The 13,146-nt window shown below is 54.3% G+C and carries 14 protein-coding genes; 12 read left to right on the top strand and 2 right to left on the bottom strand.

Features of this window, described 5'->3' with window-relative positions:
- Positions 1–21: 21 nt before the first annotated feature.
- From eutH to eutR, 7 genes are read left to right on the top strand one after another with little or no spacing between them, the layout of a single operon-like run.
- Positions 22–1,254, top strand: a complete 1,233-nt coding sequence (gene eutH / locus OGV69_RS22105) for an ethanolamine utilization protein EutH (protein ID WP_038642526.1) — start codon at positions 22–24, stop codon at positions 1,252–1,254.
- Positions 1,251–2,654, top strand: a complete 1,404-nt coding sequence (gene eutA, locus OGV69_RS22100; protein WP_038642524.1) for an ethanolamine ammonia-lyase reactivating factor EutA — start codon at positions 1,251–1,253, stop codon at positions 2,652–2,654. The genes eutH and eutA overlap by 4 nt, the downstream gene beginning before the upstream one ends.
- 11 nt (positions 2,655–2,665) lie before the next feature.
- Entirely contained in the window at positions 2,666–4,027 is a 1,362-nt protein-coding gene (eutB, locus tag OGV69_RS22095; RefSeq protein WP_069324485.1) for an ethanolamine ammonia-lyase subunit alpha, read from the top strand.
- A gap of 20 nt (positions 4,028–4,047) precedes the next feature.
- Positions 4,048–4,944 carry an ethanolamine ammonia-lyase subunit EutC gene (gene eutC, locus OGV69_RS22090; protein ID WP_069324486.1) on the top strand — a complete coding sequence of 299 codons (897 nt, stop codon included), beginning with the start codon at positions 4,048–4,050 and terminating at the stop codon, positions 4,942–4,944.
- Between the two features lie 9 nt (positions 4,945–4,953).
- Positions 4,954–5,613: an ethanolamine utilization microcompartment protein EutL gene (gene eutL / locus OGV69_RS22085; protein ID WP_003838537.1), complete on the top strand. Its 660-nt coding sequence runs from the start codon at positions 4,954–4,956 to the stop codon at positions 5,611–5,613.
- A gap of 11 nt (positions 5,614–5,624) precedes the next feature.
- Positions 5,625–6,155: an ethanolamine utilization microcompartment protein EutK gene (gene eutK, locus OGV69_RS22080; RefSeq protein ID WP_038642518.1), complete on the top strand. Its 531-nt coding sequence runs from the start codon at positions 5,625–5,627 to the stop codon at positions 6,153–6,155.
- A gap of 48 nt (positions 6,156–6,203) precedes the next feature.
- Entirely contained in the window at positions 6,204–7,256 is a 1,053-nt protein-coding gene (gene eutR / locus OGV69_RS22075; protein ID WP_038642516.1) for an HTH-type transcriptional regulator EutR, read from the top strand.
- A gap of 84 nt (positions 7,257–7,340) precedes the next feature.
- Here the strand turns inward: eutR and hemF are convergent, their stop codons facing one another.
- Both hemF and amiA read right to left on the bottom strand, forming a co-directional pair.
- Entirely contained in the window at positions 7,341–8,240 is a 900-nt protein-coding gene (hemF, locus tag OGV69_RS22070; protein WP_069324487.1) for an oxygen-dependent coproporphyrinogen oxidase, read from the bottom strand.
- 2 nt (positions 8,241–8,242) lie between these two features.
- Positions 8,243–9,112, bottom strand: a complete 870-nt coding sequence (gene amiA / locus OGV69_RS22065; protein ID WP_038642512.1) for an N-acetylmuramoyl-L-alanine amidase AmiA — start codon at positions 9,110–9,112, stop codon at positions 8,243–8,245.
- 211 nt (positions 9,113–9,323) lie between these two features.
- Between amiA and OGV69_RS22060 the strand changes: the two genes are divergently transcribed.
- The 5 genes from OGV69_RS22060 to OGV69_RS25405 all read left to right on the top strand — a co-directional run bounded on the left by OGV69_RS22060 (position 9,324) and on the right by OGV69_RS25405 (position 13,142).
- Positions 9,324–9,749, top strand: a complete 426-nt coding sequence (locus OGV69_RS22060; protein WP_006683546.1) for a GNAT family acetyltransferase — start codon at positions 9,324–9,326, stop codon at positions 9,747–9,749.
- Entirely contained in the window at positions 9,736–10,185 is a 450-nt protein-coding gene (locus OGV69_RS22055) for a DUF2919 domain-containing protein (protein ID WP_038642510.1), read from the top strand. Before OGV69_RS22060 ends, OGV69_RS22055 begins: the two co-directional genes overlap by 14 nt.
- A 59-nt stretch (positions 10,186–10,244) precedes the next feature.
- Complete coding sequence (locus tag OGV69_RS22050; protein ID WP_038642508.1) at positions 10,245–10,820, top strand: RpoE-regulated lipoprotein; 576 nt, start codon at positions 10,245–10,247, stop codon at positions 10,818–10,820.
- 93 nt (positions 10,821–10,913) lie between these two features.
- Positions 10,914–11,813, top strand: a complete 900-nt coding sequence (gene yfeX / locus OGV69_RS22045; protein ID WP_038642506.1) for a porphyrinogen peroxidase — start codon at positions 10,914–10,916, stop codon at positions 11,811–11,813.
- A gap of 423 nt (positions 11,814–12,236) precedes the next feature.
- Positions 12,237–13,142: a hypothetical protein gene (locus tag OGV69_RS25405; RefSeq protein WP_069324488.1), complete on the top strand. Its 906-nt coding sequence runs from the start codon at positions 12,237–12,239 to the stop codon at positions 13,140–13,142.
- The last annotated feature ends 4 nt before the right edge of the window (positions 13,143–13,146 follow it).

Below are 13,146 nucleotides of genomic sequence, written 5' to 3'. Positions count from 1 at the left end.
AAATGACAGGGAGTAGGGGCTATGGGAATTAACGAAATCATCATGTACATCATGATGTTCTTTATGCTGATTGCCGCCGTGGACAGGATCCTGTCGCAGTTCGGCGGTTCAGCGCGCTTCCTCGGTAAATTCGGTAAGAGTATTGAGGGATCGGGCGGTCAGTTTGAAGAAGGTTTTATGGCGATGGGCGCGTTGGGCCTGGCGATGGTCGGTATGACCGCACTGGCGCCGGTACTGGCGCATTTGCTCGGACCGGTGATTATTCCGCTGTACGAAATGCTGGGCGCGAACCCGTCGATGTTTGCCGGAACGCTGCTGGCGTGCGACATGGGCGGCTTCTTCCTGGCGAAAGAACTGGCGGGCGGCGACGTTGCGGCGTGGCTGTACTCTGGCCTGATCCTTGGGGCGATGATGGGGCCGACTCTGGTGTTCTCTATTCCGGTTGCGCTGGGGATTATTGAACCGTCTGACCGTCGTTATCTGGCGCTGGGCGTGCTGGCCGGTATCGTCACCATTCCGATTGGCTGTATCGCGGGGGGATTGGTCGCGATGTACTCCGGCGTCGAAATCAACGGGCAGCCGGTGGAGTTTACCTTCGCGCTGATCCTGATGAACATGATCCCGGTGATCATCGTTGCTGTGCTGGTGGCGCTGGGGCTGAAATTTATCCCGGAAAAAATGATCAACGGTTTCCAGATCTTCGCGAAATTTCTGGTGGCGCTGATCACCCTCGGTCTGGCGGCGGCAGTCATCAAATTCCTGCTTGGTTGGGAGCTGATCCCGGGTCTGGACCCTATCTTCATGGCGCCGGGCGACAAGCCGGGTGAAGTAATGCGCGCCATCGAAGTTATCGGTTCTATCTCCTGCGTGCTGCTGGGGGCGTACCCGATGGTGCTGCTGCTGACCCGTTGGTTTGAAAAGCCGCTGATGAGCGTCGGTAACCTGTTAAAAGTTAATAATATTGCGGCTGCTGGCATGGTGGCGACGCTGGCCAACAACATCCCGATGTTCGGCATGATGAAGAATATGGATACCCGCGGGAAAGTGATCAACTGCGCCTTTGCGGTCTCCGCGGCCTTCGCCCTGGGTGACCACTTAGGTTTCGCCGCCGCCAACATGAACGCCATGATCTTCCCGATGATTGTCGGCAAGCTGATTGGCGGCGTAACGGCGATTGGCGTGGCTATGCTGTTGGTACCGAAAGATGAAAACGTGCCAGCAGAAGTGGAAACCAACCCGGAGGCGCAATCGTGAACACTCGCCAGCTACTGAGCGTCGGTATCGATATCGGCACCACCACCACTCAGGTGATCTTCTCGCGCCTTGAGCTGGTTAACCGTGCGGCAGTGTCGCAGGTGCCGCGCTACGAATTCATCAAACGCGAAATTAGCTGGCAAAGCCCGGTGTTCTTTACCCCTGTTGATAAGCAGGGCGGGTTGAAAGAGGCCGAACTTAAGGCACTGATCCTTGCCCAGTATCAGGCGGCGGGCATCGCACCTGAGACCGTTGATTCCGGCGCGATCATCATCACCGGAGAAAGCGCCAAAACCCGTAACGCCCGCCCGGCGGTAATGACGCTCTCCCAGTCGCTGGGGGACTTCGTGGTTGCCAGCGCCGGTCCGCATCTGGAGTCGGTGATCGCCGGTCACGGCGCGGGGGCGCAAACGCTGTCTGAGCAGAAGTTGTGCCGTGTACTGAATATCGACATCGGTGGCGGGACGTCGAACTATGCGCTGTTCGACGCCGGAAAAGTCAGTGGTTCGGCCTGTCTGAACGTCGGCGGGCGACTGCTGGAAACCGACGGTCAGGGGCACGTGGTGCACGCGCATCAGCCGGGACAGATGATTGTTGATGACGTATTTGGTCCAGGCTTTGACGCCCGAACCCTCAATGCGGCGCAACTGGTTGCGGTGGCGCGACGTATGGCGGCGCTGATTGTGGAGGTGATTGACGGCACGCTTTCACCGCTGGCGCAGGCGCTGATGCAAACCGGTCTGCTGCCTGCGGGCGTGAAGCCGGAAGTGATTACGTTGTCCGGCGGGGTAGGCGAGTGCTACCGCAACCAACCTGCCGATCCGTTCTGTTTTTCCGACATTGGACCGCTGCTCGCCACGGCGCTGCATGAACATCCGCGCCTGCGTGAGATGAACGTGCAGTTCCCGGCGCAAACCGTGCGTGCCACGGTGATTGGTGCCGGGGCGCATACGCTGTCGCTTTCGGGCAGCACCATCTGGCTGGAAGGCGTGGCACTTCCGCTGCGCAATCTGCCGGTGGCGATTCCGGTTGATGAGGCTGATTTGGTGGCCGCCTGGCAACAGGCGTTAATGCAGCTCGATCTGGATCCGCAAACGGACGCCTACGTGCTGGCGTTGCCCGGTTCTCTGCCGGTGCGCTACGCCGCGCTGTTAACGGTAATTGATGCGCTGCTGGCTTTTGTCGCGCGCTATCCAAATCCGCATCCCCTGCTGGTGGTAGCCGAGCAGGATTTTGGTAAAGCCCTGGGCATGCTGTTACGCCCACAGTTACAGCAACACCCGCTGGCGGTCATCGATGAGGTGGTTGTCCGGGCGGGGGACTATATCGACATTGGTACGCCTCTTTTTGGCGGATCGGTTGTGCCGGTGACGGTGAAATCACTCGCATTTCCTTCCTGAGGGAACGACTTATGAAACTAAAGACCACATTGTTCGGCAATGTTTATCAGTTTAAGGATGTTAAAGAGGTGCTGGCCAAAGCCAACGAACTGCGTTCGGGGGATGTGCTGGCAGGGGGAGCTGCAACCAGTTCACAGGAACGCGTGGCAGCCAAGCAGGTATTGTCGGAAATGACGGTAGCGGATATCCGCAATAACCCGGTGATTTCCTATGAAGAGGACTGCGTGACGCGTCTGATTCAGGATGACGTCAATGAAACGGCCTATAACCGCATCAAAAACTGGAGTATCAGCGAGCTGCGCGAGTACGTGCTGAGCGATGAAACCTCCGTTGATGACATCGCGTTTACGCGCAAAGGGTTAACGTCGGAAGTGGTCGCTGCGGTAGCAAAAATCTGCTCCAACGCGGACCTGATCTACGGCGGCAAGAAAATGCCGGTGATCAAAAAGGCTAACACCACCATCGGTCTGCCGGGCACCTTTAGCTGCCGTTTGCAGCCGAACGACACCCGTGACGACGTGCAGAGTATTGCGGCGCAAATCTATGAAGGGCTGTCTTTCGGGGCGGGCGATGCGGTGATCGGCGTAAACCCGGTAACGGATGACGTGGAAAACTTAAGCCGCGTGCTCGATACCGTGTACGGCGTTATCGATAAATTCAACATTCCGACCCAGGGCTGCGTACTGGCGCACGTTACCACCCAGATTGAAGCGATTCGTCGCGGTGCGCCGGGTGGATTGATCTTCCAGAGTATCTGCGGCAGCGAGAAAGGCTTAAAAGAGTTCGGTGTTGAGCTGGCAATGCTCGATGAAGCGCGCGCAGTTGGCGCTGAATTCAACCGTATCGCCGGGGAAAACTGCCTTTACTTCGAAACCGGACAAGGGTCGGCGCTCTCCGCTGGCGCAAACTTCGGCGCCGATCAGGTAACAATGGAAGCGCGTAACTACGGGCTGGCGCGCCACTACGATCCGTTCCTGGTGAATACCGTCGTGGGCTTTATCGGGCCGGAGTATCTCTACAACGACCGTCAGATCATTCGCGCCGGTCTGGAAGATCACTTTATGGGCAAGCTGAGCGGCATCTCAATGGGCTGCGACTGCTGCTACACCAACCATGCTGATGCTGACCAGAACCTTAACGAAAACCTGATGATTCTGCTCGCCACCGCTGGCTGCAACTACATCATGGGCATGCCGCTCGGCGACGACATCATGCTCAACTATCAGACCACCGCATTCCACGATACCGCGACCGTCCGCCAGTTGCTGAACCTGCGCCCGTCGCCGGAATTTGAACGCTGGCTGGAAACCATGGGCATTATGGCAAACGGTCGCCTGACCAAACGGGCGGGCGATCCGTCACTGTTCTTTTGATGATGCGGGGATGAAACACGATGGATCAAAAACAGATTGAAGAAATTGTACGCAGCGTAATGGCGTCAATGGGTGAGTCTCAACCGCAGGCTCAAGAACCGTCAGCACCAGCAAAATGCAGCACTACGCAGTGCGCCGCGCCGACTGGTGAAAGTTGTGCGATGGACTTAGGTTCAGCCGAAGCCAAAGCGTGGATAGGCGTTGAGAATCCGCACCGCGCAGAGGTGTTGACTGAACTGCGGCGCAGTACCGCGGCGCGTGTATGTACCGGCCGCGCCGGTCCTCGTCCGCGAACCCTGGCGCTGCTGCGCTTCCTGGCCGACCACTCGCGTTCAAAAGATACGGTATTAAAAGAAGTGCCGGAAGAGTGGGTAAAAGCGCAGGGACTGCTGGAAGTACGCTCGGAAATCAGCGACAAAAACCTGTATCTGACGCGCCCGGATCTTGGCCGTCGTCTGAGCGCGGAAGCCATTGATGCGCTGAAATCGCAGTGTGTGATGAACCCGGATGTGCAGGTGATTATCTCTGATGGCCTGTCTACCGACGCTATCACCGCTAACTACGAAGAGATTCTGCCGCCATTGTTGTCGGGCTTAAAACAGGCCGGACTGAAGGTCGGGACCCCGTTCTTCGTTCGCTATGGTCGCGTGAAAATCGAAGATCAGATTGGCGAGCTGCTGGGCGCGAAAGCGGTGATCCTGCTGGTGGGGGAACGGCCGGGTCTCGGTCAGTCGGAAAGTCTCTCCTGCTACGCCGTCTATTCGCCGCGCGTTGCGACGACCGTAGAAGCTGACCGTACCTGTATCTCGAACATTCACCAGGGCGGTACGCCACCGGTTGAAGCAGCGGCGGTAATTGTGGATTTGGCCAAGCGCATGCTGGAGCAAAAAGCCTCCGGCATCAATATGACCCGTTAAGGAGGCATCATGCCAGCATTAGATTTGATTAGACCTTCAGTCACCGCAATGCGCGTGATTGCCTCGGTAAATGACGGTTTTGCCCGTGAGCTTAAGTTACCGCCACATATCCGTAGCCTCGGACTCATCACAGCAGACTCTGATGACGTGGCGTATATTGCCGCAGACGAAGCGACAAAACAGGCGATGGTGGAAGTGGTTTATGGCCGCTCGCTGTATGCCGGGGCGGCGCATAGTCCCTCTCCAACCTCGGGCGAAGTACTGATTATGCTCGGTGGACCCAACCCGGCTGAAGTTCGCGCGGGTCTGGACGCGATGGTGGCCAACATTGAAAGCGGCGCAGCGTTCCAGTGGGCGAATGACGCAGAAGATACCGCTTTCCTGGCGCACGTGGTTTCGCGTACCGGTTCGTATCTTTCCGCGACGGCGGGATGCCGACTTGGCGATCCGATGGCGTATCTGGTGGCGCCGCCGCTGGAAGCAACATTTGGTATTGATGCGGCGCTGAAATCTGCCGATGTACAACTGGTGACCTACGTGCCACCGCCGTCAGAAACCAACTATTCAGCAGCGTTTTTGACCGGTAGCCAGGCCGCTTGTAAAGCCGCATGTAACGCCTTTGCCGATGCCGTTCTGGATATTGCCCGTAATCCAATCCAGCGCGCGTAAGAGAGGTTGTGATGATCAATGCACTGGGATTACTGGAAGTGGATGGCATGGTGGCTGCCGTAGACGCGGCGGATGCCATGCTGAAAGCCGCGAACGTACGTCTGCTGAGCCACGAAGTGCTCGATCCTGGCAGGCTGACGCTGGTGGTGGAAGGCGATCTGGCGGCGTGCCGCGCAGCGCTTGATGCCGGCAGCGCCGCCGCAGCGCGTACGGGCCGTGTTATCAGCCGTAAAGAGATAGGCCGACCGGACGATGACACCCAGTGGCTGATCGGCGGTTTTAAGCGCCAGCCGAAGAAACCAGAACAGAAGCCAGATGTAAAAACAGACGTAAAAGCAGAGAAGACGCAGGACGCCCCGTTGACGTCTGAATCCTCTGCACAACTTCTGACGCTGTTGGCATCGGTCCGTCAAGGAATGACGGCAGGGGAAGTGGCTGCCCACTTTGGCTGGTCACTTGATGAAGCCAGAAAGGCGCTGGAACAGCTCTTTTCTGACGGAGCGTTGCGTAAACGTAGTAGTCGCTATCGCTTAAAAAATTAACCTGTCGGAGGGCCGGGGGCTTCCCTGAAGCTTCCGGCTTAAAAGATCATGAAAAAGAACCGTACTGCAAACTTGCACCATCTTTATCATGAAGCACTACCCGAAGACGTTAAACTTACGCCGAAAGTAGAGGTGGACAACGTTCACCAGCGGCGAACAACGGATGTATATGAACACGCGCTGACGATTACCGCCTGGCAGCAGATTTACGACCAGCTGCATCCGGGAAAATTTCATGGCGAGTTCACGGAAATCCTGCTCGACGATATTCAGGTTTTCCGTGAATACACCGGACTCGCGCTTCGCCAGTCATGCCTTGTCTGGCCGAACTCGTTCTGGTTTGGTATTCCGGCCACGCGCGGCGAACAGGGATTTATTGGCGCCCAATGTCTGGGCAGTGCTGAAATTGCCACCCGTCCAGGCGGGACGGAGTTTGAACTGAGTACGCCGGATGATTACACTATTCTGGGGGTTGTCATTTCGGAAGAGGCGATTGCCCGTCAGGCCAACTTCCTGCATAACCCGGAAAGGGTGCTGCATATGCTGCGTAACCAGTCGGCGCTGGAAGTCAAAGAACAGCACAAAGCCGCGCTATGGGGCTTTGTGCAGCAGGCGCTGGCGACGTTTAGCGAGAATCCGGAAAACCTGCGTCAACCTGCGGTACGCAAGGTATTGGGCGATAACCTGTTGCTGGCGATGGGGACTATGCTGGAAGAAGCGCAGCCGATCATAACCGCTGAGAGCATCAGCCATCAGAGCTATCGTCGTCTGTTGTCACGTGCGCGCGAATATGTGCTGGAAAACATGTCTGAGCCGCTGACCGTGCTCGATTTGTGTAACCAACTGCACGTTAGTCGCCGGACGTTGCAAAACGCCTTTCACGCGATCCTGGGTATTGGTCCGAATGCCTGGTTAAAACGTATTCGCCTGAACGCCGTGCGTCGCGAGCTGATAAGCCCGTGGTCGCAGAGTACGACGGTGAAAGATGCCGCCATGCAGTGGGGATTCTGGCATTTAGGGCAGTTTGCTACCGACTACCAGCAGTTGTTTGCGGAAAAACCGTCGTTGACGCTGCATCAGCGTATGCGGCAGTGGGCGTGATAAGATTATGGTGCCGGATGCGACGCTTTGCGTCTTATCCGGCCTACGGATTGTAGACCGGATAAGCGTCGCGCCATCAGGCAATTACACCCAGTCGCGGACCTGAATAAACTTGCTAAGGGCAGCTTCCGGGCTGTTCGCTTCCGGCTGCCAGTCATACTCCCAGCGCACCAGCGGCGGCATCGACATCAGAATTGATTCCGTGCGCCCGCCGGTTTGTAAACCAAATAACGTGCCGCGATCCCACACCAGGTTAAATTCGACATAGCGCCCGCGACGATAAAGCTGGAAATCACGCTCGCGCTCGCCCCAGTTCATCGCTTTACGTCGCTCAACAATGGGCAGATACGCCTCGGTGTAACCTTGCCCCACCGCCTGCATAAAGGCGAAGCAGTGGTCGAAACCCGGCGTATTCAAATCATCGAAAAACAACCCGCCAATGCCGCGCTGCTCGTTGCGGTGTTTAAGGAAGAAGTAGTCATCGCACCACTTTTTGTAACGGGGATAAACGTCATCACCGAACGGCTGACACAGATCCCGCGCCGTACGGTGCCAGTGTACCGCATCCTCTTCAAAGCCGTAGTAGGGCGTTAAGTCAAAGCCGCCGCCAAACCACCAGACTGGGTCGGCGCCCGGTTTTTCCGCGATAAAAAACCGCACGTTGGCATGACTGGTCGGAATGTAGGGATTGAGTGGATGCACCACCAGCGAGACGCCCATGGCTTCAAAGCTGCGTCCGGCAAGCTCTGGTCGATGGGCGGTGGCCGAGGCCGGCATCGCGTCGCCGTGGACGTGAGAGAAATTGACGCCCGCTTGCTCGAAAATACCGCCGTTACGCAGCACCCGACTGCGCCCGCCGCCGCCTGCTTCACGCTGCCAGCTATCTTCAACAAACTCGGCGCCGTCTACGGCGGATAATTGCTGGCAAATATCATCCTGCAGGCTAAGCAGAAACTGTTTTACGCGCTGTGCATCGGGCTTCATGATTAACGTTTCTTCGAGTGTGCTTTCTGGTTATCAAACCAGTGGAAATAGCTGATGATGCCATTGGCGATAGCGGTAGCAATTTTTTGACGAAATGCCGCCGTACCCAGCAGACGTTCTTCTTCCGGATTAGTAATGAACGACGTTTCGACCAGTACCGAAGGAATTGAGGGTGATTTTAGCACCACGAAGGCGGCCTGTTCCGTGCTGCGACTGTGCAGACGGTGTACTGGTTTGATCTTTTTAAGAATATGCGAGCCTAACGTCAGGCTGTTTTTAATGGTATCGGTTTGCACCAGATCGAACAGCACCTGCTGCAACAAGTGATCTTTATCGGTGGTTTTTTTCCCGGCGACTTCATCGGCGCGGTTTTCGCGATCGGACAGATACTTCGCCATAGCGCTACTGGCGCCGCGATTTGACAGCGCGAAGACCGATGCGCCCGCGGCGCTCGGATTGGTAAAACCGTCGGCGTGAATCGACATAAACAGATCGGCCCCATGTTTGTGGGCGATCTCGACGCGATCGTAAAGCGGAATAAATGTATCGCCGGAGCGGGTCAGGCGCGCATCAATCCCCTGATTGCGCAGAATAGAGCGTACGTTTTTGGCAATCGCCAGTACCACGTGCTTTTCTTTCGAACCGTTGCGTCCAATTGCGCCGGTATCTATCCCTCCATGACCCGGATCAAGGACAACCACGCGTTTAGCGCCTGATTTTTTCGCTTTCGGTTTGCTGTGTCCATTACTGGTTTTTAGCGCTTCTTCTTTAGCGATGGCTTGCGACATGCCTGACAGCGTCAGGGCGGCCAGCCCGGCTTTCAGCACCTGGCGGCGCGATGTGAGTGTTTTTAGTGGTTTAAAAGTGCTCATACGGCCTGAGTTGTAAAAAAAGGTTCCAGACGTTATATCGTATCGCGTAGTCCGTTGCGACGGATCGGGATAAGAATTGTTTTACTTTTCATTTCAATACGTGACAATTCCGTATTATGCCATTTTTTCCGCCGCTTCGCGTCAGATATTGGCTAAATCAGCCGTTCGCGCCATAATCGCTTTTTAACGTCCTGAAAAGGTAACCAATACCATGGAAATACGCGTTTTTCGCCAGGAAGATTTCGAAGAGGTGATCACCCTCTGGGAGCGCTGTGATTTACTGCGTCCATGGAATGACCCGGAAATGGACATTGAGCGTAAAGTAAATCATGACGTCAGCTTGTTCCTGGTCGCTGAAGTGAACGGCGAGGTAGTCGGTACAGTGATGGGCGGATACGACGGTCATCGCGGCTCGGCCTATTACCTGGGCGTGCATCCTGAGTTTCGCGGTCGCGGCATCGCCAATGCGCTGCTTAACCGACTGGAGAAAAAGCTCATCGCCCGCGGGTGTCCGAAGATTCAAATCATGGTGCGTGAGGATAATGATCTGGTGTTGGGGATGTATGAACGCCTGGGCTATGAACATGCGGATGTACTCAATCTCGGTAAGCGCTTGATCGAAGATGAAGAGTACTGAATTTCACCCCGCCGACTATGACGGTCACGGGCGTCTGCGCCTGCCTTTTCTGTTCTGGTGCGTATTGCTGCTGCAGGCACGCACCTGGGTACTGTTTGTGATTGCCGGCTCTTCCCGGGAGCAGGGCAATACGCTACTGAATCTGTTTTATCCCGACCATAACGCGTTCTGGCTGGGGTTGCTCCCCGGCGTTCCCGCGGTGGTGGCTTTTTTACTCAGCGGGCGGCGTTTTGCGTTTCCTGTTTTGTGGCGCTGGCTGCGCGGATTGCTGATTCTCGCGCAACTGGTGCTGCTTTGCTGGCAACCGGCGATGTGGCTGGCAGGCGATCCTGTCAACGGCATCGGACTGGCGCTGCTGGTTGCGGATATCGTCGCGCTGGTCTGGCTGTTAACCAATCAACGTCTGCGCGCCTGTTTTTCCCTTGAGAAAGAATAACGGCACTTTTTGGCGAAACCGGACTCCAAGCAACGTTGATAAATAAGGAAGGAAGTGAAATGAAATCACTGCGTTTGACTTTATGCGCGATGCCGCTGCTATTGACCGGGTGTTCCACGCTGTCGTCGGTGAACTGGTCTGCCGCCAATCCGTGGAACTGGTTCGGTTCTTCAACGCAGGTCACTGAGCAGGGCGTCGGCGCGTTAACTGGCGCTACGCCGCTGGATGAAAAAGCTATTGCTGATGCCCTGGACGGTGATTACCGCCTGCGCAGCGGGATGAAGACTGATGACGGTAATGTGGTGCGCTTCTATGAAGCGATGAAAGATGACAAGCTGGCAATGGTCATCAATGGCAGTCAGGGAACCATCAGCCGTATTGATGTCCTGGACAGCGATATTTCATCAGACGCGGGTGTCGAAATCGGTACACCGTTTAGCGACCTTTACACCAAAGCCTTTGGTAATTGCCAGAAAGCAACCGGCGATGACAGCGCGAACATTGAATGTAAAGCTGAAGGAAGTCAGCATATTAGCTATATTTTTTCCGGCGAATGGAGCGGGCCTGAGGGCTTAATGCCATCGGACGATACGCTGAAAACGTGGAAAGTCAGCAAAATAATCTGGCGGCGTTAATTTGCGTCTGAACAAATCGACTTGCTAAAAAAACAGGTAGAATAGCGCCAATCAATGCCACGAGGTCGTGGCATCTTTTTTTCAGGAGGAACAATGTCTCAGGTTCAGAGTGGCATTTTGCCAGAACATTGCCGTGCGGCGATTTGGATTGAAGCCAATGTTAAAGGCGACGTTGAGGCCCTGCGTGCGGCCAGCAAAATCTTTGCCGATAAACTGGCGACCTTTGAAGCGAAGTTCCCGGATGCGCATTTGGGCGCGGTTGTGGCTTTCGGCAACAACACCTGGCGTGCATTAAGCGGCGGCGTTGGGGCGGAAGAGTTAAAAGACTTTATCCCTTATGGTAAAGGCCTGGCGCCGGCTACCCAATATGACGTGCTGATCCATATACTCTCTCTGCGTCATGACGTGAATTTCTCCGTCGCGCAGGCGGCAATGGAAGCATTTGGTGACTGCATTGACGTTAAAGAAGAGATCCACGGTTTCCGTTGGGTTGAAGAACGTGATCTCAGCGGCTTTGTTGACGGTACGGAAAATCCGGCTGGTGAAGAAACGCGCCGTGAAGTCGCGGTGATCAAAGATGGCGTGGATGCTGGCGGCAGCTATGTGTTTGTGCAGCGTTGGGAACATAACCTGCAGCAGCTTAACCGCATGAGCATTCACGACCAGGAAATGATGATTGGTCGTACCAAGGAAGCCAACGAAGAGATCGACGGTGATGACCGTCCGGTTACCTCTCACCTGAGCCGCGTCGATCTCAAAGAAGATGGTAAAGGGCTGAAAATTGTGCGCCAGAGTCTGCCATACGGCACGGCCAGCGGCACGCACGGTCTCTATTTCTGCGCTTACTGCGCACGTCTGCATAATATTGAGCAGCAACTGCTAAGCATGTTCGGTGACACTGACGGTAAGCGTGACGCCATGCTGCGTTTCACCAAGCCGGTAACCGGCGGCTATTACTTTGCTCCGTCGCTGGACCGACTGATGGCACTGTAATGTCGCACTATTATTAAGCAGCATTGCCCGCGGGCAATGCTGAACAGATTAAAACGGTGATACCACAACGGCTTCTGTAATAAGGAGCCGTTTTTTTTACACCCCATAAACTGCGTTTTCTTACATAAATAATATCAATGATTCTTGGAATTGCTTTTACATGAATGAATTTTCTTTCATCTAAAAAACAAGCGTGCGGCATGTTTTATATTATTTAGAATTCAAACGGATAAACTAAAGGCTTCGCTCAGGGGGGAGTGTTGTTTTTGTGACTGATATTATTTTGGTGAATGAAAATGAATTTATTTATATTGTTTGTTGTATTGGTTTTTTCTTAAAACGCAATGAGTGAGTATTTTTTCTTTTTTTTGATGAATATAATGTCCGCTGAGGAATGATTAATTTATTTTATATGGTGCTTTTATGGAAGAGAGTAACCCATGGCCAACATTCGTTGATGCATTTTCAACGGTTTTATGTATTTTTATATTTCTGATGTTAGTTTTCGTACTTAACAGTATGTTAATCATGTATGAAAGCTCTAAAAAACGTTATGAAGCCCCTTTACTGGCTGAACAAACTGTTCAGCCAGTAGCCTCCTCGGTAAGTGGTAGCGGAGCCAGCAGTGGTGCTGTCAGCACAACACCCAATCAAACCCGTACGGTCGATCAAACACAGCCAGTTGAAGCAACTGCGGCAGGCGCTAATAAAAATCGTAGCCAGGATGCTGAGGCTGATATGTTGGCCGCTTCTTCTGCTTCTGCTTCTGCTTCTGCTTCAACTTCAACTTCAACTTCAACTTCAACTTCAACTTCAACTTCAACTGATGCTGGCGCTGCTACCGGTACAGATTTCGCCACCGCCTCTGATTCTACTGCCGCTTCAGCAGCATCTCCTGCAGACGAGTCAGAGCAAGCGGGCCGTGAAGATAAAAAAAGTGACGTGATTAGACTGGCCGACAACCAAACGGCCACCTCGATTAAAGGGCAAACTTCCGGTCAATTCGATACCTCGAAAGCGAACCCATCCTGGGAGACTCAGGGCAATCAGTTCATTGTTCATTTCAAATCAATGGAGCAAGGCTATCCGCAAGAAATCATTGATGAGATGGCTAAATGGTTTGGCACAGATAAACCGGTCAGCATTGTGGTTTATGCCTATGTCAGTCCCTCCATCGCTATTTCAGATGCGATGCGTCTGGCCTACGAGCGCGGTGTGATCCTGCTAAAGGTCGTCAAAAGCAAATATCCTAACACGGAAGTTTCTATCTCAGTCGTTAATGATGCAACAACGTTGACGAATAGTGCCGTCATTACCAAGAGTGAATGATAAA

Source organism: Citrobacter sp. Cc139 (assembly GCF_030334645.1).
GTDB classification, from domain to species: Bacteria; Pseudomonadota; Gammaproteobacteria; order Enterobacterales; family Enterobacteriaceae; genus Citrobacter; species Citrobacter werkmanii.
Note: the sequence above shows the minus strand (reverse complement) of the source record. Positions and strands in the feature narration are given on the sequence as shown.